Annotated in this window: 22 protein-coding genes and 1 tRNA gene; 5 read left to right on the forward strand and 18 right to left on the reverse strand. The window is 55.4% G+C overall.

Going from position 1 to position 21,605, the window contains the following annotated elements:
- Positions 1–1,146, reverse strand: coding sequence for an RNA polymerase factor sigma-54 (locus AC13H5_RS10690; protein ID WP_483545705.1), 1,146 nt, complete (start codon positions 1,144–1,146; stop codon positions 1–3).
- 123 nt (positions 1,147–1,269) lie between these two features.
- On the opposite strand from AC13H5_RS10690, the gene AC13H5_RS10695 reads away from it, so the two are divergent.
- Both AC13H5_RS10695 and clpP read left to right on the forward strand, forming a co-directional pair.
- A tRNA-Arg gene (locus tag AC13H5_RS10695) sits at positions 1,270–1,342 on the forward strand.
- Positions 1,343–1,493: 151 nt separating this feature from the next.
- On the forward strand, positions 1,494–2,069 hold the full coding sequence (gene clpP, locus AC13H5_RS10700) for an ATP-dependent Clp endopeptidase proteolytic subunit ClpP (RefSeq protein ID WP_138859072.1): 576 nt from the start codon (positions 1,494–1,496) through the stop codon (positions 2,067–2,069).
- Here clpP and AC13H5_RS10705 read toward each other — a convergent pair.
- The 13 genes from AC13H5_RS10705 to hprK form a co-directional block, all read right to left on the reverse strand.
- Positions 2,066–2,557, reverse strand: coding sequence for a MerR family transcriptional regulator (locus tag AC13H5_RS10705; RefSeq protein ID WP_483545706.1), 492 nt, complete (start codon positions 2,555–2,557; stop codon positions 2,066–2,068). The two genes, clpP and AC13H5_RS10705, sit on opposite strands and share 4 nt — an antisense overlap.
- 57 nt (positions 2,558–2,614) lie before the next feature.
- Positions 2,615–3,055: a hypothetical protein gene (locus tag AC13H5_RS10710; RefSeq protein ID WP_483545707.1), complete on the reverse strand. Its 441-nt coding sequence runs from the start codon at positions 3,053–3,055 to the stop codon at positions 2,615–2,617.
- 62 nt (positions 3,056–3,117) lie between these two features.
- Positions 3,118–3,633: a DUF2179 domain-containing protein gene (locus AC13H5_RS10715; protein WP_021065440.1), complete on the reverse strand. Its 516-nt coding sequence runs from the start codon at positions 3,631–3,633 to the stop codon at positions 3,118–3,120.
- Between the two features lie 95 nt (positions 3,634–3,728).
- Positions 3,729–3,965: a hypothetical protein gene (locus tag AC13H5_RS10720; RefSeq protein ID WP_021065439.1), complete on the reverse strand. Its 237-nt coding sequence runs from the start codon at positions 3,963–3,965 to the stop codon at positions 3,729–3,731.
- An 86-nt stretch (positions 3,966–4,051) separates the two neighbouring features.
- Entirely contained in the window at positions 4,052–5,005 is a 954-nt protein-coding gene (gene whiA, locus AC13H5_RS10725; protein WP_034778536.1) for a DNA-binding protein WhiA, read from the reverse strand.
- A gap of 31 nt (positions 5,006–5,036) precedes the next feature.
- Entirely contained in the window at positions 5,037–6,032 is a 996-nt protein-coding gene (locus AC13H5_RS10730) for a gluconeogenesis factor YvcK family protein (protein ID WP_034778537.1), read from the reverse strand.
- 1 nt (position 6,033) lies between these two features.
- The gene (gene rapZ / locus AC13H5_RS10735; RefSeq protein WP_029595053.1) at positions 6,034–6,906 is read right to left on the reverse strand and encodes an RNase adapter RapZ; all 873 of its coding nucleotides are present in this window, start codon (positions 6,904–6,906) and stop codon (positions 6,034–6,036) included.
- A gap of 125 nt (positions 6,907–7,031) precedes the next feature.
- A complete protein-coding gene (trxB, locus tag AC13H5_RS10740; protein ID WP_029595052.1) occupies positions 7,032–7,985 on the reverse strand; it encodes a thioredoxin-disulfide reductase in 954 nt (317 codons plus the stop codon).
- A gap of 68 nt (positions 7,986–8,053) precedes the next feature.
- Positions 8,054–9,526 (reverse strand): tetratricopeptide repeat protein, encoded by a 1,473-nt coding sequence (locus AC13H5_RS10745; RefSeq protein WP_034778538.1) that lies wholly within the window; start codon positions 9,524–9,526, stop codon positions 8,054–8,056.
- Positions 9,527–9,821: 295 nt separating this feature from the next.
- Positions 9,822–10,304, reverse strand: coding sequence for an acyltransferase (locus AC13H5_RS10750; RefSeq protein ID WP_034778539.1), 483 nt, complete (start codon positions 10,302–10,304; stop codon positions 9,822–9,824).
- Entirely contained in the window at positions 10,297–10,947 is a 651-nt protein-coding gene (ppaX, locus tag AC13H5_RS10755; protein WP_483545708.1) for a pyrophosphatase PpaX, read from the reverse strand. Before ppaX ends, AC13H5_RS10750 begins: the two co-directional genes overlap by 8 nt.
- Entirely contained in the window at positions 10,947–11,765 is an 819-nt protein-coding gene (gene lgt / locus AC13H5_RS10760; protein WP_029595048.1) for a prolipoprotein diacylglyceryl transferase, read from the reverse strand. Before lgt ends, ppaX begins: the two co-directional genes overlap by 1 nt.
- Complete coding sequence (gene hprK, locus AC13H5_RS10765; RefSeq protein ID WP_483545709.1) at positions 11,765–12,703, reverse strand: HPr(Ser) kinase/phosphatase; 939 nt, start codon at positions 12,701–12,703, stop codon at positions 11,765–11,767. Before hprK ends, lgt begins: the two co-directional genes overlap by 1 nt.
- A gap of 153 nt (positions 12,704–12,856) precedes the next feature.
- On the opposite strand from hprK, the gene AC13H5_RS10770 reads away from it, so the two are divergent.
- A complete protein-coding gene (locus AC13H5_RS10770) occupies positions 12,857–13,213 on the forward strand; it encodes a hypothetical protein (RefSeq protein WP_233004470.1) in 357 nt (118 codons plus the stop codon).
- 50 nt (positions 13,214–13,263) lie between these two features.
- Here AC13H5_RS10770 and AC13H5_RS10775 read toward each other — a convergent pair whose 3' ends face one another.
- From AC13H5_RS10775 to uvrB, 4 genes are all read right to left on the reverse strand, one after another.
- On the reverse strand, positions 13,264–13,623 hold the full coding sequence (locus AC13H5_RS10775; RefSeq protein WP_483545710.1) for a hypothetical protein: 360 nt from the start codon (positions 13,621–13,623) through the stop codon (positions 13,264–13,266).
- 63 nt (positions 13,624–13,686) lie between these two features.
- The gene (locus AC13H5_RS10780) at positions 13,687–14,865 is read right to left on the reverse strand and encodes a DUF4097 family beta strand repeat-containing protein (protein WP_029595044.1); all 1,179 of its coding nucleotides are present in this window, start codon (positions 14,863–14,865) and stop codon (positions 13,687–13,689) included.
- 66 nt (positions 14,866–14,931) lie between these two features.
- Complete coding sequence (gene uvrA, locus AC13H5_RS10785; RefSeq protein WP_483545711.1) at positions 14,932–17,805, reverse strand: excinuclease ABC subunit UvrA; 2,874 nt, start codon at positions 17,803–17,805, stop codon at positions 14,932–14,934.
- A complete protein-coding gene (gene uvrB / locus AC13H5_RS10790) occupies positions 17,806–19,782 on the reverse strand; it encodes an excinuclease ABC subunit UvrB (protein ID WP_034778544.1) in 1,977 nt (658 codons plus the stop codon). It lies immediately after the preceding gene.
- 144 nt (positions 19,783–19,926) lie between these two features.
- On the opposite strand from uvrB, the gene AC13H5_RS10795 reads away from it, so the two are divergent.
- Positions 19,927–20,781 (forward strand): sulfite exporter TauE/SafE family protein, encoded by an 855-nt coding sequence (locus tag AC13H5_RS10795; protein WP_214823209.1) that lies wholly within the window; start codon positions 19,927–19,929, stop codon positions 20,779–20,781.
- A gap of 101 nt (positions 20,782–20,882) precedes the next feature.
- Positions 20,883–21,590: an MIP/aquaporin family protein gene (locus AC13H5_RS10800; RefSeq protein WP_034778546.1), complete on the forward strand. Its 708-nt coding sequence runs from the start codon at positions 20,883–20,885 to the stop codon at positions 21,588–21,590.
- The last annotated feature ends 15 nt before the right edge of the window (positions 21,591–21,605 follow it).

The raw sequence follows: 21,605 nt of genomic DNA on the forward strand, positions 1-21,605 counted from the left end.
TCAGTCCCCTCCTTTCCATAGTTGTCGTTCCCGCTCCCGCGAGTTTCCAAAACCGAGCGCTTCCCGATAGTTCGCCACGGTCCGTCGTGTCACCGTATAGCCGATCCGGGCCAACTCTCGCATGAGTGCGGCGTCACTCAAAGGTGACGTCTCTTGTTGAATCAGTTCGGCGAGCGCCTTTTTCACCATGAACGGCGATTGCCCATGATCCGTGGACCTGACGAAAAAGTGGCGCCACGCCATGACCCCGCCCTCGGTCGCCACATACTTTCCTTGGATGGCCCGTCCGACGGTCGACTCGTGCTTGCCGATCCGTTCGGCGACTTCTTTCCGCGTCAACGGATGCAAGACGAGCTTGCCGTCGAGCCAGTCCGCCTGACGTTCCGCGATGACCGTCCATACCGAATGTAGCGTCGCGTTCCGCATCTCGAGCGTCTCGTGCCACCACTTCGCCTCGCGGTCGTCCCCGATCCGAGCCGCATCGAGCGTTGGGCTGAACCATGTCGTCACAAGCCCATCGTCACGCCGGGCGACTTCGAGTTCCGGTACGATATGCTCGGTTCCTTCATATAATATTGGTGTTTTCGGTAACGTCGCCACGATACGGGTCACCCGGTCGAACTCGGCCACCGAGATGTCGAGTCGGCCCGGGATGTCATCAACGTTCGCGTCGAGCGCCTCGAACACGTCCAAGACGAGCGGGTCGTCATGTTCAATCGCATGCCGGTATTGGCAGTCCCGCTCATTCTTCGCGCCGATCCCCGTCGGTTCTAAAAACAAGAGCGCCTGGCGTGCCGCCTCAACGTCCGCCACATCGACCTCGAAGCGATGGGCGAGCACGAAGTCACTATCAGGTAAGAGGCCGCGGTGGTCTAGCGCGAGGACGAGCCGCTTTTGAAGCATACGTTGGACCTCGTTCCCACTTCCTTCCTCAATCTGTTCGAACAGACGGGACTCGAATCCGCTCGCCGTGTCCTCCACCCATTCGACCGCGCCGCTGCCGATGGCGATGTTCGGGTTCCGCTTTGACAAGCGGCCAAGCTGAAAAGCGATCGCGGTCCGGTCTGCTTCGAGAACCGGCAGACGCCTGACCATGTCCTGGGTCAGTTGTTGCTTTTGAAGTTGCTGTTGTTCTTGGCGTTGCATCGGTCACACCCCTCTCGTTTCCTATTGTAGCGAAAGGCGGGAAAACGCGCTCAAAAAAAAGTGAGACGAACAGGATTGCTTTTTTAAAAAAACAAATGTATAATAAATCGTGTCAGAGAACATGCACCCGTAGCTCAGGGGATAGAGCACTGGTTTCCGGTGCCAGGTGTCGGGAGTTCGAATCTCTCCGGGTGTATCAAAGAAAGAGGTCAGGCAGATGCCTGGCCTCTTTTGTCGTTTTAGAATCGTCAAACCGTGGAATAGGTCAAAAACGATGACTATCGTTTGACCAACATTGACTATAGCGGTATGATATGTTTACAACCTACATAAAGGAGGCAGATTCAATGTTAATTCCAACAGTTATCGAACAAACAGGTCGCGGGGAACGCGCGTACGATATTTACTCACGCTTGCTCAAGGACCGCATCATCTTGCTCGGAAGTGCGATCGACGACAACGTCGCCAACTCGATCGTTGCCCAGCTCCTCTTCCTTGCAGCCGAGGACCCAGATAAGGACATCTCACTTTACATCAACAGCCCGGGTGGTTCGATCACTTCCGGAATGGCGATTTATGACACGATGAACTTCATCAAACCGAACGTGTCGACGATTTGTATCGGAATGGCCGCATCGATGGGTGCCTTCTTGCTCCAAGCCGGTGAAAAAGGCAAACGCTTCGCGCTTCCAAACGCGGAGATCATGATTCACCAACCGCTCGGCGGTACGCAAGGTCAAGCATCGGACATCAAGATCCATGCTGAACGCATCATCAAGATGCGCGAGAAATTGAACCAAATCATGGCCGACAACACAGGCCAGCCGCTTGAAGTCATCGAGCGCGACACAGAGCGCGACTACTTCATGTCAGCTGAACAAGCGAAAGACTACGGTCTCATCGACAAGGTCATGACGCGTTAATCCAAAAGCGCCTTTCCCAACTCCGGGAAAGGCGCTTCTTTCGCTAAACAGACGCCATATGATTCGTCTGTCGTCAGCTCTGGTTGCAATTTTTCCCAAACAAACGGGATTGTGGTGAGTTCGGATACATAGCCGTTCACGATTTTCGGTCGGTCCCACATCTCATAACGTACTTTCATTGAATCTCCCCCTGTTTGCATCCATTTGATTTGTTGCTCGACTTGTCGCAACGCCTCGATTTCGCGTTGGACCTCATCAAGTCTGCTGTCGAGTAACTCGCTCACACTTTCTGCCGTCTGAATTTGTTCGAGCGAGATACCCATTTGGCGTAGTAACTTGATTTCGTTCAGGCGTCTTATTTCTTCCATCCCGTATAACCGATACTGATTATCTAAACGAGTCGGTCGGACGAGTCCTTTCGCTTCATACCATTTGATTGCTTTAGTGGACAACCCCGTTAGATGGACCACTTTTCCGATTTGAATCATTGGCGTCCCCCCTTCTCGTTGATCATAAAGCCGCCCGTAGCGGACAGGTCAACTCTTTTATTCCTTGACCTCGACCCCGAACACATAGCGGCTGTCCCCACGCGGCCACTCCCCGCCCGTCTCGAACAAATAGACACCCGGTTCGTCTGGGACGACGGGATCAGACCGTACGAGCTCCCCATCGATGATTTGATGGAATGAGACGTTCGACGGCTCGGCATGGAACTCGACATCAATCTCGGCACCCGGCTCGACCGGCACGAGCTGCAAGTCGTCCGCTTCCGGCAACCCGTGGTCTTCACATACCGCCTCGCCCCCATTGGACCAGCAGAACGTCGACTGTTTCACTTCGGCCGTCACCGATCCGACCCGGACTGTCGGGAGCGGCGGTTTGATCGAGGACTCCGACTTCCAAAACGAGGTGGCCAACAACGCGCCGCCGACGAGAATCAACCCAACCACGACGATCCATAACCCTTTTCGTCTCAACTCGCTCATCTCCTTTGTTCTTGTATTCCCCGTTCCACGAAAAAACGACCCACTTCCGTGAGTCGTCCCGTTCATTTCGGGCGTCGAAGCCCTTTCATCATATAGCCGCCTTTAAAGTCGATCGGATCGAATGCGACGAGGAACGCCTTAGGCTCATACTCCTCGACCATTTGCCGCAAATCTTTCATCCGCGTCCGTGCCGCCAAGACGTCGAGACGATATCGGATGCCGTCACGTCCCTGTCCTTGGTAATGCGTCACGCCATAACCGCTGTCGCGCATCTTTTGGATGAGCTCGGCCGGGAACTCTTGCGTGTGGACTTGGATCATGTTGTAGCCGATGGCAAGCTTCCGCTCGACGTAACCGCCGACGAGAATCCCGAGCCCGAATCCGACCGCATAGACGATCATGCCGAGCGTCGTCAAATCTTGGAACACGATCCCGAGCGCGAAGATATAGATTAGCGTCTCAAGCGTCCCGAACAGCCCCGCAATCATCGTTTTTCCTTTGACGAGCATGATGGTCCGAAGCGTCAGCACCGGTACGTAGACGAGTTGTAATACTAGGATGAGCAAGATTTGCCCCATAGGATCGACCTCCATTCGAATTCAATATAACCACTATTCCAAATTTTAAGGCCGGATGCAACCAAAAAAGGCTGACCGCAGTCAGCCTTTCGCAATTATTTGTCTAAGTTATCCACGCTCGTGAGCAGTTCATAATCTTTGCGGATGACCTGATAGATGGCGTTCGTGTCACCTGACAATACTTCTTCCGCGCGCAATTGGTTGAGGAAGAGGCTTGTCGCGAACGTGACGAGGGCGCTTTTCGGGATCCCGATTTGTTTCGCACGCTCCGTGATGACCTGGTCTAAATCAGCGTCGATCGTGAGCGAGATTCTTTTCTTTGCATTCGACATAATCATGAAGCTCCTTTAAGTTACATTTCTAAGTCCTATACACAATTGCTAATTATATAGGAAGAATGGTTTTGGTGCAACCAGGGTCACGACGAGCTGATTTCTTCACCGTTTCGCACCTTGTCCGCGATTTGATCGATTTTGCGGAGCCGATGGTTGATCCCCGACTTCGAGATCGGTCCCGTCTCGAGCATCTCGCCGAGTTCTTGGAGCGAGACGTCTTGATGGGTGACCCGGAGCTCGGCAATCTCCCGGAGTTTGACCGGTAAGATTTCAAGCCCGACCGTGCGCTCGAGGAACTTGATGTTCTCGACTTGGCGGAGCGCCGCCCCGACGGTCTTATTCAAGTTCGCCGTCTCACAGTTGACGAGCCGGTTGACCGAGTTGCGCATGTCTTTGATGATGCGCGCGTCCTCGAAGTCGAGCATGCCGCGCGTCGCCCCGATGAGTTTCAGGAAGTCCGAGATCTTTTCACTCTCTTTGATATAGAGGATGTGCCCTTTCTTCCGTTCGAGCGTCTTCGCGTTCAAGCCGAAGCGGTTAGCGAGGTCACGGAGCGCCTGGTTATGGTTCTCGTACAGGCTGTACACCTCGAGGTGATACGACGACGTCTTCGGATGGTTGATCGACCCACCGGCGAGGAACGACCCGCGTAAATAGGCACGGGCGAGGTTCTCGTCACGTGTCATGTCCGAGTTGAGCGTGCGGATCATCTCGTAGTTCTCCCCGAGGATTTCAAGGTCTCGAAGCATCGTCTCGGCACGCTGGGCGACCCGGACGATATAGACGTTGTTCTTCTTCAACCGCATTTTTTTCCGTACGAACAAATCAAGATGATGGTCGTACAGCCGTTTCATGAGGGAATAGATTCGACGTGCGATGGCGGCGTTCTCGGTCGAGACGTCGAGCGTCATCCCTCGCCCTAAAGCGAGCGAAATGACCCCGTTCATCCGAACGAGCGCGGATAATTCCGCTTTCGCCTCGGCATCGGTCACGACGAGTTGCGTCAATTCTTTTTTGACGTCAGAGGCAAAGCTCATGCCGGTCCCCTCCTTTCTGTTCAATCACAACTTATTTCAGCTCAAGTTCTTGGAACGAGCGTGGTTTCTTGATGCGCAGGACGCGTTGCATGACGAGTCCGGCGATGGCGTCCGAGTCATGGCGGATATAGTCACGGTTATAGTCGACGATGTCCCCCGCGAGCACGTTCGTGCCGTAATTTCGAAGCTTCTTCCGATCGAAGCGGACTTCTTCCGAGCCGTCCTCGAGGTAACGCTCTAAATAGATGTCCTCGATCGGCTCGTTGTTGACGACGATCGTGTCGACCGTCGACTTGCCGAGATACGCCTCGATCGATTTCAAATGTTTCATCGCGTCGTACCCTTTCGTCTCACCGGGCTGCGTCATGACGTTGCAGATGTAAACGACCGGTTTCTTGGAGCGGACGATGGCGTCACGCACTTCTGGAATCAAGAGGTTCGGGATGATGCTCGTATAGAGGCTCCCTGGACCGAGCACGATCAAATCGGCGTCCTCGATCGCCTCGACGACACCAGCTGCCGGCTTGATACCTTCCTCGAGCAAGAACAGGCGCTTGATTTGTTTCTCGACGAGCGGGATCTTTGATTCACCTTTGACGATCGTCCCGTCCTCGAACTCGGCGGCGAGCGTCATGAGTGTCTCCGTCACCGGGAGCACCTTGCCTTGGGCGTTCAACAGCTGCGATAAGACGTCGACCGCCTTGACGAACGAGCCTTCGCAGATATGCGTCGCCGCCGTCAACATGAGGTTGCCGAGCGAGTGCCCTTCGAGCCCGTAACCGCTGTCGAACCGATATTGCAAAATCTTGTCCATGAGTGGCTCGACCTCGGACAAGGCGAGGATGACGTTCCGGATGTCGCCCGGCGGTAACATGTGGAACTCGTCACGGAGGCGCCCCGAGCTGCCCCCGTCGTCCCCGACCGTGACGATGGCCGTGATGTCGAGCGGATAATGCTTCAAGCCCCGGACGAGCGTCGAGAGGCCCGTCCCTCCACCGATGGCCACCACTTTTCTATCGCGTCTCATCTTATTTCTCCTTCGTCGCATGCGCGAGATCGCGATGGACGGTTTTGACGTTATAGCGCTCGGCGAAATGAGCCGACACTTTCTCGGCGAACGTGATCGAACGGTGCTTCCCGCCCGTACAGCCGAAGGCGACGACGACTTGCGTCTTCCCTTCACGCTTGTACTGCGGCAACAGGAATTCGAGCATGTCGATCAGTTTTTTATAGAACGCCCGCGCCTCGGGGTGCGACATGACGTAGTTCTGGACTTCTTCCGTCTGCCCGGTGAGCGGACGGAGTTCCGGGATATAGAATGGGTTCGTAATGAAGCGGACGTCGAACAACAGGTCGATGTCGAGCGGGACGCCGTGTTTGAACCCGAACGACATGAAGTTGACCGTGAACGGGATCCGTTCTTCGTTGAACTGGAGCAAGATGCGGTCTTTGAGCATCTGCGGCTTCAAGTCGCTCGTATCGTAGAGCGTATGGGCCCGGTCACGGAACCCTTCGAGCAACGAGCGCTCCATCCCGATGCCGACGAGCGGTGCGTCTTCCGGGGCGAGCGGATGCGATCGGCGCGTCTCCTTGTAGCGGCGCACGAGCACTTCGTCCCGTGTGTCGAGATACAACAAGTGCGGGTGCACGTTCTTCTGTTCCAAGTCGTCGATGACGATGAACAGGCTGTCGATGAAGTCGCGCGTCCGTGTGTCGATCGCGACGGCGATCTTCGGCCGGACCGAGCTGATGACATCGATCAATTGCGGCAATAGCACCGGCGGCAAGTTATCGACGCAAAAATAGCCAAGATCCTCAAAGCTATTCATTGCGACCGATTTCCCGGCCCCGCTCATCCCGCTGATGATGATCAATTCTTCTAATCCTTTAAAGTCTTCCATGTCACTGACGCCCCCTTAAAATTGACAACCGAGCCGTGTGTGCAGCTCTCTTCTGTCCTTAGTATAACGAACGTCCGAAAAAAAGAGAAGGGATTGCGGTCGCCCGCAATCCCTTCTGCCTCATGTCACGCGTTTTGTTCGTGCAACGCCTCGAGGAGCCCCTCGATATAGTGTTGCGCGTTTTGAGCGGCAATCGATCCGTCGTTCGTCGCGGTGACGACTTGACGGAGCGTCTTGTCGCGTACGTCGCCGGCTGCGAAAATCCCTGGGATCTTCGTCTCCATCGCTTCGTTCGTGACGATATAGCCTTGCTCGTTCGTGATGCCGAGGTCTTTGACGAAACCAGTGATCGGGTTCATGCCAATATAGATGAACACACCGTCGATTTCGTGGTCCGACTCGGTCCCATCGACCGTGCTGACGAGACGTGCCCCACCGACTTTACCATCGGCTTCCACGATTTCTTTGAGCGTGTGGTTCCAGATGAAGTCGATTTTCGGGTTGTCGAACGCCCGTTTTTGAAGAATCTTCTGCGCACGAAGCTCATCGCGACGGTGAACGATTGTCACCTTGTCAGCAAAACGTGTCAAGAACACGCCTTCCTCGACAGCTGAGTCGCCGCCGCCGATGACGAACAAGTTCTTCCCTTTGAAGAACGCCCCGTCACAGACCGCACAATACGATACACCGCGGCCGCCGAGCTCTTCTTCGCCCGGGACACCGATTTTCTTATACTGTGCGCCAGAAGCGAGGATGATCGCCCGTGCTTTATAGTCACGGTTGTGCGCGTGGACGACTTTATATTCCGTTTCGTCCGAGATGCTCTGGACGTCGCCATAAGCGTACTCCGCCCCGAATGCTTTCGAGTGGTCGAACATTTTTTGAGACAAGTCTGGGCCGAGGATGCTGTCATAGCCCGGATAGTTTTCGATATCTTCCGTGTTCGCCATCTGTCCACCTGGGATACCGCGTTCGATCATAAGTGTCGATAAGTTGGCACGCGACGCGTAAAGTGCCGCCGTCATTCCGGCTGGGCCGGCCCCGATGATAATGACGTCATAGATTTTTTCTTCTGTCATAATGATTCCACCTCTGCATGAAATTGATTGACTTCAGTATAAGAAACCTAGGGAGGTATCGTCTATCTTTATGCTTGTTCGAGTGTCTGTTTGAACGAACGGATCGTCCCCGTGAGCGTCGCGACGTCGATTCCGAACGTGTCGGCGCAGTCGTCGAGGATGAGGGCATCCCGTTTCGCATAGAACATCCAGACGAGGGCCGCGGCCGATGCCGTGACGTCCTCGAACGATGCCCCGGCAAGGAGCAGGAGTGAGAACCGTTCATAGAAGTCGCCGTCGAGGCTCATCTGTTCCGCTTCCGTCACTTCCGTCTCGGCGAGCACGAGGGCCTCATACGCCCGAGCGATCCGGGCGTCACCGGTGAACGGTGCCCCGCAAATCTCAGCACGACATTTCTCGGCGAAGGCGAGCACCGTCTCGTTGTCGGTGATTCCGTTTGTCAACGCGAGTGCTTCAAACGCTTCGTCGTCGGCAAGTTTCGAGATGATTCGGATGATTTCGATGCGAGCCGCGTCTTCTTCTTGGCGCAACCCTTGGACGAGTGCCGAACGGAACTCGAGGTTGTCGCGGATGTCATACGGGCTCGCTTCTTCAAATTGTTTCAACTCGTCACTGTTCAAATAGGTGGCCGCTTCTTCAAGACGCCCGGTCTTGTAGGCGGACACGCTGAGCCAATGCCCGAACAGTGAATCCCCACGGAATCCGCGGTCTTTCAAGAGGCGGAGTTCTTCGTACGCGCGGTCGTATTGACCGACGAGCGCGAGTGTCGTGGCGAGTTTGTAGCGCAAGTCGAACTGGAGCGGGCGGACCCGTGTCAGCGGGACCGACAGTTGGAGCGCCGCTTCTGATTGTCCGGCCTCATGCAACAACAAAATCGTGTTCAAAATCGCATGCAAGTTGCCCGGGTTTTCATCGAGCACATACTCGAGCGTCTCGAACGCCGCTTCATCGTTGCCGAGATAAAAATTGACGATGGCCAAGTTGTTGAACGCCGGCCAAAAGCGCGGATAACGGTCGATCAATCGTTCGAGCGTCGACTTGGCGGCGAACAAGCGGCCTTTGTCGATATGCTGCTGGGCCTCGGTGTGCCACGTGATCAACTCGTCTTCATCTTCGTCCTCGAGTTCTTGCTCGAGTTCGATCAGTTCTAATAACGATTGGACCGAGTCCGCATAGCGCCCGTGTGCCTCGACTTCGAGGTAACGTTTCGCATACATCGCTGCTTCTTCATATAAAGAGATATAAGCGCAATTGCTCGCAAGGTGATACAAGGCCTCGGTTGACGTCTCATCGAGTTCTAGCACCCGTTTCCACACGTCATTGGCGTGATAGATCTCCCCTACTTCAAATAACAGTTCAGCGTACTGTTTGTGATAGTCGACGCGGTGCGCTGCAGCGGCAGTGGCTTCAGCCATGAAAAAAGTCGCTTCATCTAGGCGACCTTCACGTAACGCACGACGACCTCTATAGTAGTGGAGCTCCGCGGCGAGCGGAGATTCTGGTTCGGGTAGCGTCATTACTGCTTCATAGTTCGCTTCCATATTCTAAATCCTCCACATCATCTCTAAATCTATTTTTAGTTGCAGGGTTAAGAATACCGCACTCAAACAACGAGGGCAACTGAAAAACTTAAAAAAAATCGGGACTATATTCCTTCTATAATGAATATATTTTGCTAGGTCGTTCAAATGCTTTTCGACAAAAATATGGAGGTTTCATGTCAGCGCCCATAGACACAAAAAAGCGGTATCGCCTTTAAAAAAAGTGATACCGCCCTAGTAATTTTATGAGGCCCTACATGTCTTGACCTCAAAATGATTTCGCGCTAAATTGTGTCTATTTTGTGTCGATGGTATGGAGCTTTGCCCCAACGACGCGCTCTCCGGGCGCGACGTCACGATGGACGACGGCCCCGGCACCGATGACGGCCCGGTCGCCAATCGTCACGCCAGGTAAAATCGTCACGTTCGCCCCGATCAACACCTCGTCCCCGATGTGGACGTCGCCGATCCGATACTCGTCGACGAGATACTCGTGACAGAGGATCGTCGAGTTGAACCCGATGACCGTGTTACGGCCAATCGAAATCCGCTCCGGGAACATGACGTCCGGCGTCACCATGAGGGCGAGCGCGCTATACTCCCCGATTTCCATACCGAGGAACGTCCGGTATAGCCAGCGCTTCGCCTTGACGGACGGAAAGTACCGGCCGATCAAGACGACAGTCGTGTTTTTGAAGACACGCAGGAAACGAATCGTCCGATACATTTGCCAGAGCGGATTCGGCCCGTCGAGACGAAACCGTTCCGTCTTACGCATGAACCGTGACCTCGTCGAGCCACGCCTCGAAATGTTCCATCGAGTCGATGATGACGTCCGGTTCGAGCGCTTCGAGGAACGCACGGCCTTTGATGGCCCAGCCGACAGCGACCGTCTTCGTCCCGGCGTTCTTGCCGCTGAAGATGTCCGTGTCGTTGTCCCCGACCATGACAGCGCGGTCCGCCGTCGACCCGAGCGCACAGAGCGCCCGTTCGACCGGTTCGGCGTGCGGTTTCTCATATTCCACATCGTCGGCCGTGACGACCACATCGAACAGATGGTCGATCTTGAACAGACGCAAGCCTTGCTCGACGACGGGACGGCCTTTCGAGGTGACGACGCCCATCTTGTAGCCTTTGGCGTGGAGGCGATACAGCCCCTCGATCACACCCGGATATTCGGCGACGAGCTGGTCGTGCATCGCGATATTGAAGCTGCGATAGAACGCCTGCATCTCTTTCCATTCCGGCTCATTGAGCGCCTTGAACGACTTCTCGAGCGTCGGTCCGATGAACGGGAAGATGTCCTCATCGCGATACGTCTCGTCCGGGAAGTAGTACCCGAGCGTGTGACGGAAACTCGCGATGATGAGCGGGTTCGTATCGAGCAACGTGCCATCCAAATCGAATAGAAGTGTATCCATCAATCAAACAGTCCTTTCTCTGAAGGGTCATCGTATCGTTTCGCTTTGCGGCGGACGATCATCATGACGACACCGAATACAATCATCGCGATCGAAACGAGTTGTGCCGTCCGGAGATCGCCGGCCATGAGGCTATCCGTGCGGAGCCCTTCGATATAGAAGCGTCCGATCGAATACCAGACGAGGTACGATAAGAAGATGTAGCCGCGCGGCGGGTTACCGACCATACGCCAGACGACGAGCAAGATGACGCCGAGGATGTTCCAGACGCTCTCGAACAAGAATGTCGGCAAGTAATAAGCGCCGTCGATATACATCTGATTGACGATCCAATCCGGGAGGAAGAGCGTCTCTTTCAAGAAACGGCTCGTCGTCTCGGCACCGTGCGCCTCTTGGTTCATGAAGTTCCCCCAACGTCCGACCGCTTGCCCGAGCAGGAGCGACGGAGCGAGGATATCGGTGATCTTCCAGAACGACATCGACTTGCGCATGCAATAGATGATGACGACGAGCAGCGCTCCGAAGATGGCGCCGTGGATTGCGATCCCGCCCTGGCGGATGTCGATGATCTGTCCAAGGTTCTCACTGTAGTAGTCCCATTGGAAGATGACGTAGTAAATCCGGGCGAAGACGATACTGATCGGAATCGACCAGATGATGACATCGACGACCCGTTCTGAATCATAATTGAGACGCTTCGCCTCGAACAAGGCGAGAACGAGGCCGAGCATCGCACCGAAGGCGATGATCATGCCGTACCAATAGATCGGGAGCGACCCGATTTCAAACGCGACGCGATCAAACGTTGGCTCTACCATTATTCCATGTCCCCTTCGTTGTCATGGATGGCGTTCGCGAGACGTTCCGCGAACTCTTCGGCCGTGTTGATGCCCATGTTCTGGAGGCGGTAGTTCATCGCCGCGACTTCGACGATGACGGCCAAGTTTCGTCCCGGACGGACCGGGATCGTGAGTAACGGCACTTCGCTATCGATGATTTTCATCGTGTTGTGGTCGAGCCCGACACGGTCGTATACTTTGCCCGCATCCCAGTTCTCGAGGTTGATGATCAAGCTGATCTTCTTGTGCGAGCGGACGGCGCCAGCGCCAAACAACGTCATGACGTCGATGATGCCGATCCCGCGAATCTCGAGCAAGTGACGAATCAGCTTCGGAGCCGAACCGACGAGAAGCTGGTCCCCGGTCTGACGAATCTCGACCGAGTCATCGGCGACGAGGCGATGGCCCCGTTTGACAAGTTCGAGTGCGGTCTCGGATTTCCCGACGCCGCTCTGTCCTTTGATGAGCACCCCGACGCCATAGATGTCGACGAGTACGCCGTGCATCGCCGTCATCGGCGCGAGTTCCATCTCGAGGAAGTTCGTGATTTGTGACTCGATCGACGTCGTCACCGCGTTCGTCCGCATGAGCGGGACGTTCGCCGCCTCGGCTTCTTCTTCGATCTCTTTCGGGATGTCGAAGCCGCGCGTGATGAGGATGCCCGGTGTTAATTCCGTGCATAAAATCTTCGCCCGCTCGCGGCGGCTCTCTTCCGACAAGCTCGCATAAAACGTGAGCTCCGTCTTGCCGAGCACTTGCAGCCGATTTTTCGCATAGTGGGTATAGTAGCCGGCAAGGACGAGTCCCGGTCGACTGAGGTCCGGTGTGGCGACAGGACGGTGAAGTCCCTCTTCCCCGGCGATGACTTGAAGTTTGAAGCGCTCAACGAGTTGAGCCGTGCGTACGATATTTTGCATGAGTAATCTGCCCCTTTCACGCTCATTATTGTATCATAGCTCTTCTTGAGAAGCGTCAACGAAAGTGAGCCGAAACGTGTCGAAAAAAAGAGTTGAAACTAATTCGTGGCGCTTCCGTAGAACGGGTATAGAGGATTAGGGAGGTGAAATGAAATGAATTCACTATTTTGGATTGCCATTGTCTTTATTTTTATCGTCGGGATCGCGGCGCTCGTCTACTTGGTCAAATCACTGTTTGACATGTGGCGCGAATATGCCGCGACGAAAAACGAGACGGTGTTGCTGTTGTTCATCTTGAACATCGTCGGCTTGTTCTTGTCCGGGTCGCTCTTGTCGATGATCGTCGCCATCATCTTCTATTGGAACCGGTCGAAATCGATGCGCTACCTCGGGATTTTCTTGCTTATTGCCGGCCCAGTCCTGTTCATCCTGTTCATCATCGGCTCATTCACGTTGTATGACGGTCAAATGATGGATTGGGAACAGATGGAGTATCAAATGAATCTATGACATGACAAAAACCCGGAGGCTGCCGCCTTCGGGTTTTTGTCATGGATGTCTCATTCGCCCGACAAATAGCCGACCACGGTGTTCGACTCCGGTGCGACCAAGATCGTCGGGACGCCGACGCTACTGTTCGGGTCCGCTTCGAACGAGACGGCGAGCGCCTCGGTCCCCGTATACGCATCGTCCAACAGTTCATAGCCATCATCGACCGTGACACGATGTACCTCGGTACTCGCTCCCGCATCGATTGCGGGCTCCTGCCAGTTTCGCGCGGTCACATACGCCCAGGCGACAGCAATCGCTTCGTCGCCAGCCGGCTCGTTCTCATTGACGATGCGCTGTTCGTCGTCACATCCGCCAAGCACCAGCACCGCAATCATCATCCATCCGTACGCTGACAAAAATCGCTTCATCCCGTTCCTCCTCGTCTCTGAAGTTAAAAGAAACCCGAAGGCGAGAGGCCTTCGGGTTGTCGGTCATTGCTGATGGAACGGGTTGTTCAAGTCAGCCGGATTGACCGGGTCGACTGGATCGATTGGTTCCACCGGCTCGTGTTTGTCCTCTTCGAGGAACGTCGACGGTGTGTGGAGCGAACCGTGTTCGAGGTCGATCGTGCCGGTACGTGTCCCCGCCTCGACTTCGATCCGCGGTGTCTGGCCACGGCCCGACAAGAATTCGAGTCGGCGTTGGGCGACGTCTTTCCGGTCGCGGATGATCTCGAGCTCGTCTAAATTACAGTGGAGACCACCGAAGTTCGTCTCGAGTTCTCCTTCGACCTCGACGCCGTGCGGCAAGACGAGACGGACGTTTCCGGCGAGCGAGGCGAGCTCGAACTTGGCCGGACGTGCCGTCGCGAGTTCGGCGCGGATGTTCCCGTTGCCGGTCTTGAGCGACGCCTTGTCGTATTTGCCGTTCACGATGACGGCTCCGTTACCGGTCCGGACGTGGACGAGTTCAGATTCGACCGCTTCGACTTCGACCGTTCCGTTCCCCGTGTTGAGGAGCAGCTCCGAGGCATGTACTTCATGAAGTACGACCCGGCCGTTCGCCGTCTGGATACGAACGCTCTCGACGTCGAGGCCGTCGGCACGGACCTCACCGTTGAGCGTCTGTACGTGTAGGTGATCGAAATGATGATGCGGGACGTACAGTTCGACGTGCGCCCGGACGAGCTTGTCGCGGAGTGACACGACGAGACGGTCACCGATGACCGAATGCTTGACCGCTGACTGGAGCTGTTCGAGCGCCTTGTCCGCGTCCTGCTGACGGAGCGGACGTCCGGTGACGATCAGTTCACACTCGTCGTTGTCCGACGAGACGATCGTCGCCGAGGCGTTGAACAAGTCGAGCGAGATATCTTTCCCGGTGAACGGGAACGATTTCGAATACGTCACTTCCGGCCCGAAGTTCGAGCTGAACGTGAAGTCGCTGTCACGAAGTTTCGTCACGAGCCCTTCGACCGCCGACGTCAGTTTCGTCGTGAGCGACTCGACCGAGTAGGCATCGACTTTCTCCGTCTCTTGACGTTCCTCGAGCGCTTGGACACGTTCCGGCTCCAACTTCTCGAGCCGTTCGAGCTGGGTCATGCCTTCTTCAATCGTCAACTTCCCGTCTTTCACTTGCTGGAGAATCAGTTCACGCATTTCTTGTTTCACTGTTCGTTTCCCCCTTCGATTTGGTCACACGTCAATCATGTTCCCGTTTCTCATCATTTCTATACCTTACTTCCGTTTTCCTGCTTTCGGTTTCGCTCGGGCCGAATCCCGTTCTAACACCGGCTTCAAATACTTACCGGTGTACGACGCGGCCACTTCGGCGACTTCTTCCGGCGTCCCGGTCGCGACGATCGTACCGCCGCCGTCACCGCCCTCAGGTCCGAGGTCGATCAAGTAGTCGGCCGATTTGATGACGTCGAGGTTATGCTCGATGACGAGCACCGTGTCCCCGTTCTCGACGAGGCGTTGCAGCACTTTCAACAGGCGAGCGATGTCGTCGACGTGAAGACCCGTCGTCGGCTCATCCAAGATGTAAATCGTTTTCCCGGTCGAACGTTTATGGAGCTCGGAGGCGAGCTTGACGCGCTGCGCTTCCCCGCCGGACAGTTCCGTCGCCGGTTGCCCGAGTTTCATATAACCGAGACCGACGTCATAAATCGTCTGAATCTTGCGCTTGATTTTCGGAATTTTGTCAAAGAAGTCGAGCCCTTCCTCGATCGTCATATCGAGCACGTCGGCGATTGTCTTACCTTTGTACTTCACTTCGAGCGTCTCACGGTTATAGCGTTTCCCGTGACATACTTCACACGGGACGTAAACGTCTGGCAAGAAGTGCATCTCGATCTTGATGATCCCGTCCCCGCGGCACGCCTCACAGCGTCCGCCCTTGACGTTGAAACTGAAGCGCCCTTTCTTATAGCCGCGCATCTTCGCCTCGTTCGTCGAGGCGAACACGTCACGGATATCATCGAACACGCCGGTGTATGTGGCCGGGTTCGACCGTGGCGTCCGTCCAATCGGCGACTGGTCGATATCGATGACTTTGTCGATATGGTCGAGCCCTTCGATCTTCTTATGTTTGCCTGGCTTCGCCTTGGCCCGGTTGATGTGGTGGGCGAGCGATTTATACAGAATCTCGTTGATGAGCGTCGACTTCCCGGAACCGGAGACACCAGTGACAGCGATGAACATTCCGAGCGGGATCGAGACGTCGACCCCTTTCAAGTTGTTCTCTTCCGCCTTCAAGATTTTCAAGAAACGCTCGTCCGGTACTTTCCGTTCGGCCGGGAGCGGGATGAACTTCTTACCGGACAAATATTGGCCCGTGAGCGACTTTCGGTTCTTCATGAGTTGCTTCGGCGTCCCGGCGGCGATGACTTCTCCGCCGTGTTCGCCGGCGCCCGGTCCGATGTCGATCAAATAATCGGCTGCCATCATCGTATCCTCGTCGTGCTCGACGACGATGAGCGTGTTGCCGATATCGCGCATCTGTTTGAGCGTCGCAATCAAGCGGTCGTTGTCGCGTTGGTGCAACCCGATTGACGGTTCATCGAGGACGTATAGGACGCCCGTGAGCCGCGAACCGATTTGAGTGGCGAGACGAATCCGTTGCGCTTCCCCGCCCGAGAGCGTCCCGGCGGCGCGAGAGAGCGTCAAATAGTCGAGCCCGACGTTGTTCAAGAAGCTGAGCCGCTCACAAATCTCTTGCAAGATGAGACGGGCGATGGCGATATCTTTCTCGCTCAACTCTGTCATGATCGAGTCGAACAACTTGATGGCGTTGACGACGGACAGAGAGGTCACTTGCCCGATATGGTGGCCCGTGATTTTGACGGCGAGCGTCTCTTCTTTCAACCGGTAGCCGCTACATGTCGGACAGGCGTGTGTCGCCATGTACGTCTCCATTTGTTCACGGATGTAATCGGACGTCGTCTCTTTGTAGCGGCGCTCGATGTTGCGGAGCACCCCTTCGAAGAAAATCGTGTTCGTCCGGACTTGTCCGAAATCGTTCTCGTAACGGAACAAGAACGACTCTTCGTCCGTCCCGTGCAAGACGAGGTCTTGGTCACGCTTCGACAGACGTTCGAACGGCACGTCCATGTCGATGTCAAAGTGTTTGCACATCGAGGCGAGCAGTTGCGGATAATATTGCGAGCTTGTCGGCTGCCAGGCGACGACGGCGCCTTCCTTCAGCGTCTTCGACGGGTCCGGGATAACGAGTTCCGGGTCGACATCAAGCTTCGTACCGAGCCCGTCACACGTCGGACAGGCGCCGAACGGCGAGTTGAACGAGAACATACGCGGCTCGAGTTCGCCGATCGAGAATCCGCAAATCGGACAAGCGTGATGTTCGCTGAACAGGAGCTCGGTGCCGTCCATCTTGTCGATGATGGCTCGGCCGTCAGCGAGGCGAAGCGCCGTCTCAAGTGAATCAGCAAGACGGCCTTCGACGTCAGGGCGGACGACGAGGCGATCGACGACGACCTCGATGGAATGTTTCTTGTTCTTATCGAGGTCGATCTCATCGGTCAGTTCGATCGTCTCGCCGTTGACACGAACACGAACGAACCCTTCCTTTTTGAGCGAGTCGAACACTTTGACGTGCGTCCCTTTACGGCCTGAGACGATTGGCGCCAAGATTTGCAGGCGCGTCTTCTCCGGCAGTTCCATCACTTGGTCGACCATCTGCGAGATCGTCTGGCTCGAGATTTCGATGCCGTGACGTGGACAGACCGGTTTCCCGATGCGGGCGAACAACAGACGTAAGTAGTCATAAATTTCCGTCACCGTCCCGACGGTCGAGCGCGGGTTGCGGCTCGTCGTCTTCTGGTCGATCGAGATGGCCGGGCTGAGACCCTCGATCGTATCGACGTCCGGCTTGTCCATCTGTCCGAGGAACTGTCGGGCATAGGCCGATAAGCTCTCGACGTAGCGACGCTGTCCTTCGGCGTAAATCGTATCGAACGCGAGTGACGATTTCCCGGAACCGGACAAGCCCGTCAAGACGACGAGCTGGTCACGCGGGATATCGATATCAATGTTTTTCAAGTTGTTGACGCGCGCCCCTTTAATGACGATCGCATTTTTCTTTTCAGCCATTTAATTCCCTACCTTCAACTCCAAGATTAAGTCACGCAATTCGGCCGCCCGTTCGAACTGGAGGTCGCGGGCCGCTTGTTTCATTTCTTCTTCTAATTTGGCAATCGCCACTTCGCGCTCGGCCGGTTTCATCGAACTGAGCGACTCGAGCACTTCTTCCTCGGCATCGACCGTTGCCCGGATGACGCCGCGCACTTCTTTACGGATTGTCTGCGGGGTGATGCCGTGTTCTTCATTATAGGCTTGTTGAATCGAGCGACGACGGTCGGTCTCTTCAATCGCCCGTGTCATCGAGTCGGTCATCTTATCAGCGAACAAGATGACGTGCCCGTTCGAGTTCCGTGCCGCCCGTCCGATCGTCTGGATGAGCGACCGGTCCGAACGAAGGAATCCTTCCTTGTCGGCGTCGAGAATGGTGACGAGACTCACTTCCGGGATGTCTAGACCTTCCCGCAGCAAGTTGATCCCGACAAGGACATCGTATTTTCCGAGACGGAGGTCACGGATGATCTCGATCCGCTCGAGCGTTTTGATTTCTGAGTGCATATAGTTGACCTTGATGCCCGCTTCACGCAGATAGTCCGATAAGTCCTCGGCCATCTTCTTCGTGAGCGTCGTCACGAGGACGCGTTCGTCCTGTTTGATGCGTTCGCGGATCTGGTCCATCAAGTAATCGATTTGTCCTTTGATCGGATGGATCTCGATCGTCGGGTCTAAGAGACCTGTCGGCCGGATGATTTGTTCGATCATGTCCGGTGTATGTTCAAGCTCATACGGACCCGGTGTCGCCGAGATGAAGATCGCCTGTGACAACTTCTTCTCAAACTCTTCAAACTTGAGCGGCCGGTTGTCCTTCGCCGACGGGAGGCGGAAGCCGTGATCGACGAGCACTTGTTTCCGGGCCTGGTCACCGTTGTACATCCCGCGTACTTGCGGGAGTGTCACGTGCGACTCATCGGCGACGAGTAGGAAGTCTTTCGGGAAGTAGTCGATGAGCGTGTACGGCGTCGCCCCTGCCTCGGTCAAGTTCAAATGGCGCGAATAGTTCTCGATGCCTGAACAGTAGCCCATCTCACGCATCATCTCGAGGTCATAGTTCGTCCGCTGTTCAAGCCGTTGCGCCTCGAGCAGCTTCCCTTCCTCGCGGAACTTCTCGAGCTGTTGTTCGAGCTCGGCCTCGATGTTGACGATCGCTTTTTGCAGCTTCTCGTCGCGGGTGACGAAGTGGGATGCCGGGAAGATCGAGACATGCTCGCGATCGGCGATGATTTCGCCGGTGAGCGGGTCCATCTCGCGGATCCGGTCGATCTCGTCTCCGAAAAACTCGACGCGCAAACACTGCTCGTCGCGTGACGCCGGGAAGATCTCGACGACGTCACCTCGGACACGGAACCGCCCGCGTTGGAAGTCGATATCGTTCCGCTCATATTGGATGTCGATCAACTTGCGGAGCATCTGATCACGGCCCAACTCTTTCCCGACACGGAGACTCAAGACGAGGCTGTTATATTCTTCCGGGTTACCGAGACCGTAAATACACGACACGGAGGCGACGATGATGACGTCATCGCGTTCAAACAAGGCCGACGTCGCCGAGTGACGAAGCTTATCGATCTCGTCGTTGATCGAGGCGTCTTTCTCGATGAACGTGTCCGTCGATGGGACGTACGCCTCTGGCTGATAGTAGTCGTAATAGCTGACGAAATATTCGACGGCGTTGTTCGGGAAGAATTCCTTGAACTCCGAGTAGAGCTGTCCGGCGAGCGTCTTGTTGTGGGCCAAGACGAGCGTCGGCTTCTTCACTTCTTGGATGACGTTCGATACGGTGAACGTCTTCCCGGTGCCGGTCGCCCCGAGCAACGTCTGGTACCGGTCGCCGCGATTGACGCCCTCGACGAGCTGTCGAATCGCCTCCGGTTGGTCGCCGGCCGGCTTATATTCTGATTGTAAGTCGAACGGAACGCTAATCTTATCCATATATATTCCTCGCTTTCTGTTCCTTGCATATTGACTTGATTATAGCACATACACGAACAAATATTCGCTTCTGACACGCTTCCCAAATCGCTCCGCTTTTCGTTATCATGGAGAGTGAATCTAAGTAGAAACGAGTTGGTCGTCATGTGGTCACTTCTCTTCATCCCGCTCGGTGCCATCGTCGGCGCCTTGTCCGGATTCTTCGGTATCGGCGGCGGGGTCATCATCGTCCCGGTGCTGCTCTTTAGTGGTTATTCGGCAGCAGAGGCCGTCGCCACGTCGCTCTTGTTCGTCGTCGGGACGAGCCTGTCCGGCGCGAAGAAACATACGTCGCTCGGCAACGTATCTTGGTCGACCGGCATCACGGTCGGACTGACCGGCGCCGTCACGGCACAGCTGTCGAGCCGCCTCGTCCTCTCGATCTCGGGCACGTATGATTGGTTACTGAACTTATTTTATCTGGCTATCCTATCTTATTTTGCCGTTACGCTATTAAAGAAAACATCGAAACCGCAGAAGCCGAAAAAATCGACCGTTTTCGCGGGGATGATGATCGGAGCGATGGCCGGACTGTTGTCCGCCCTCCTCGGCATCGGCGGCGGGTTCATCATCGTCCCGCTCCTCGTCAGTTGGCTCGGCTTCACGACGCATCGCGGGGTCGGGACGAGCCTTGCTGCCGTCCTGTTCATCTCGCTCGGCGGACTCGTCGGCTATCTGCCGTCGCTATCGCTCGATTATGTGACGCCGCTTGCCCTCGTCCTCGGGGCGTTCATCGGCGCGCCGATCGGGGCATCCCTCACGGACCGTTACGACGATAAAGAGATTTCGCGACGCCTCGCTTGGCTCTACCTCGCCGTCATCGCTTCGATCCTCCTCGACCTTGGAGCCACGAGCTTTCCCCCGCTCGCGTACGTGAGTTTGATGGTCCTGCTCATCTTTCTCGTCGGGATCGGCCTCGACTTCAGACGCCGGATTACCAATCAAAACCACTTTTCATAAGAAAAGTGGCTTTTTTTGCATATTCGGTTTTGAAACGCTTTCATTTGGGGCATATAATGAAGTGGTAAGCCAAATTTAATATGGAAGGAAGGGAGTATCACATGTCAGCATTCGTCAGCGAAATTATTGGTACAATGCTACTCATCTTGCTCGGTAACGGTGTCGTCGCCGGCGTCGTCCTCCGTCATTCGAAAGCGGAGAACGCAGGTTGGGTCGTCATCACGTTCGGTTGGGGCTTCGCCGTTATGATCGGGGTATACGCAGCCGGAATCTATGGAGGGGCTCACTTGAACCCTGCCGTGACGGTCGGTCTCGCGACAGCAGGCTCATTCCCTTGGGCTGATGTGCCAGCGTATATTTTGGCACAATTCATCGGGGCGTTCATCGGGGCCGTCCTCGTGTATGTCCATTACAAGCCGCACTATGATGCGACCGACGACCCGGGCGCCAAATTGGCGACATTCTCGACCGCACCTGGGATTCGTAGCACACCGTTCAACGTGATCGGAGAAATCATCGGTACGTTCGTCCTCGTCTTCGGAATTTTATCTTTCGGGGCCAACACGTTCACGGACGGTTTGAATCCGCTTATCGTCGGTTTCCTCGTCGTCTCGATCGGTCTCTCGCTTGGTGGTACAACGGGATATGCCATCAACCCGGCGCGTGACCTCGGACCGCGGATTGCACATGCGATCCTTCCTATCAAAGGCAAAGGCACGTCGGACTGGGGCTACTCATGGATCCCGGTCGTCGGACCGATCATCGGGGCGGTCATCGCCGCATTGCTGTACGGTATTCTCGTACCATAATCTTTCTAATTTCTA

Source organism: Exiguobacterium sp. FD-YE-25-4 (genome assembly GCF_057004685.1).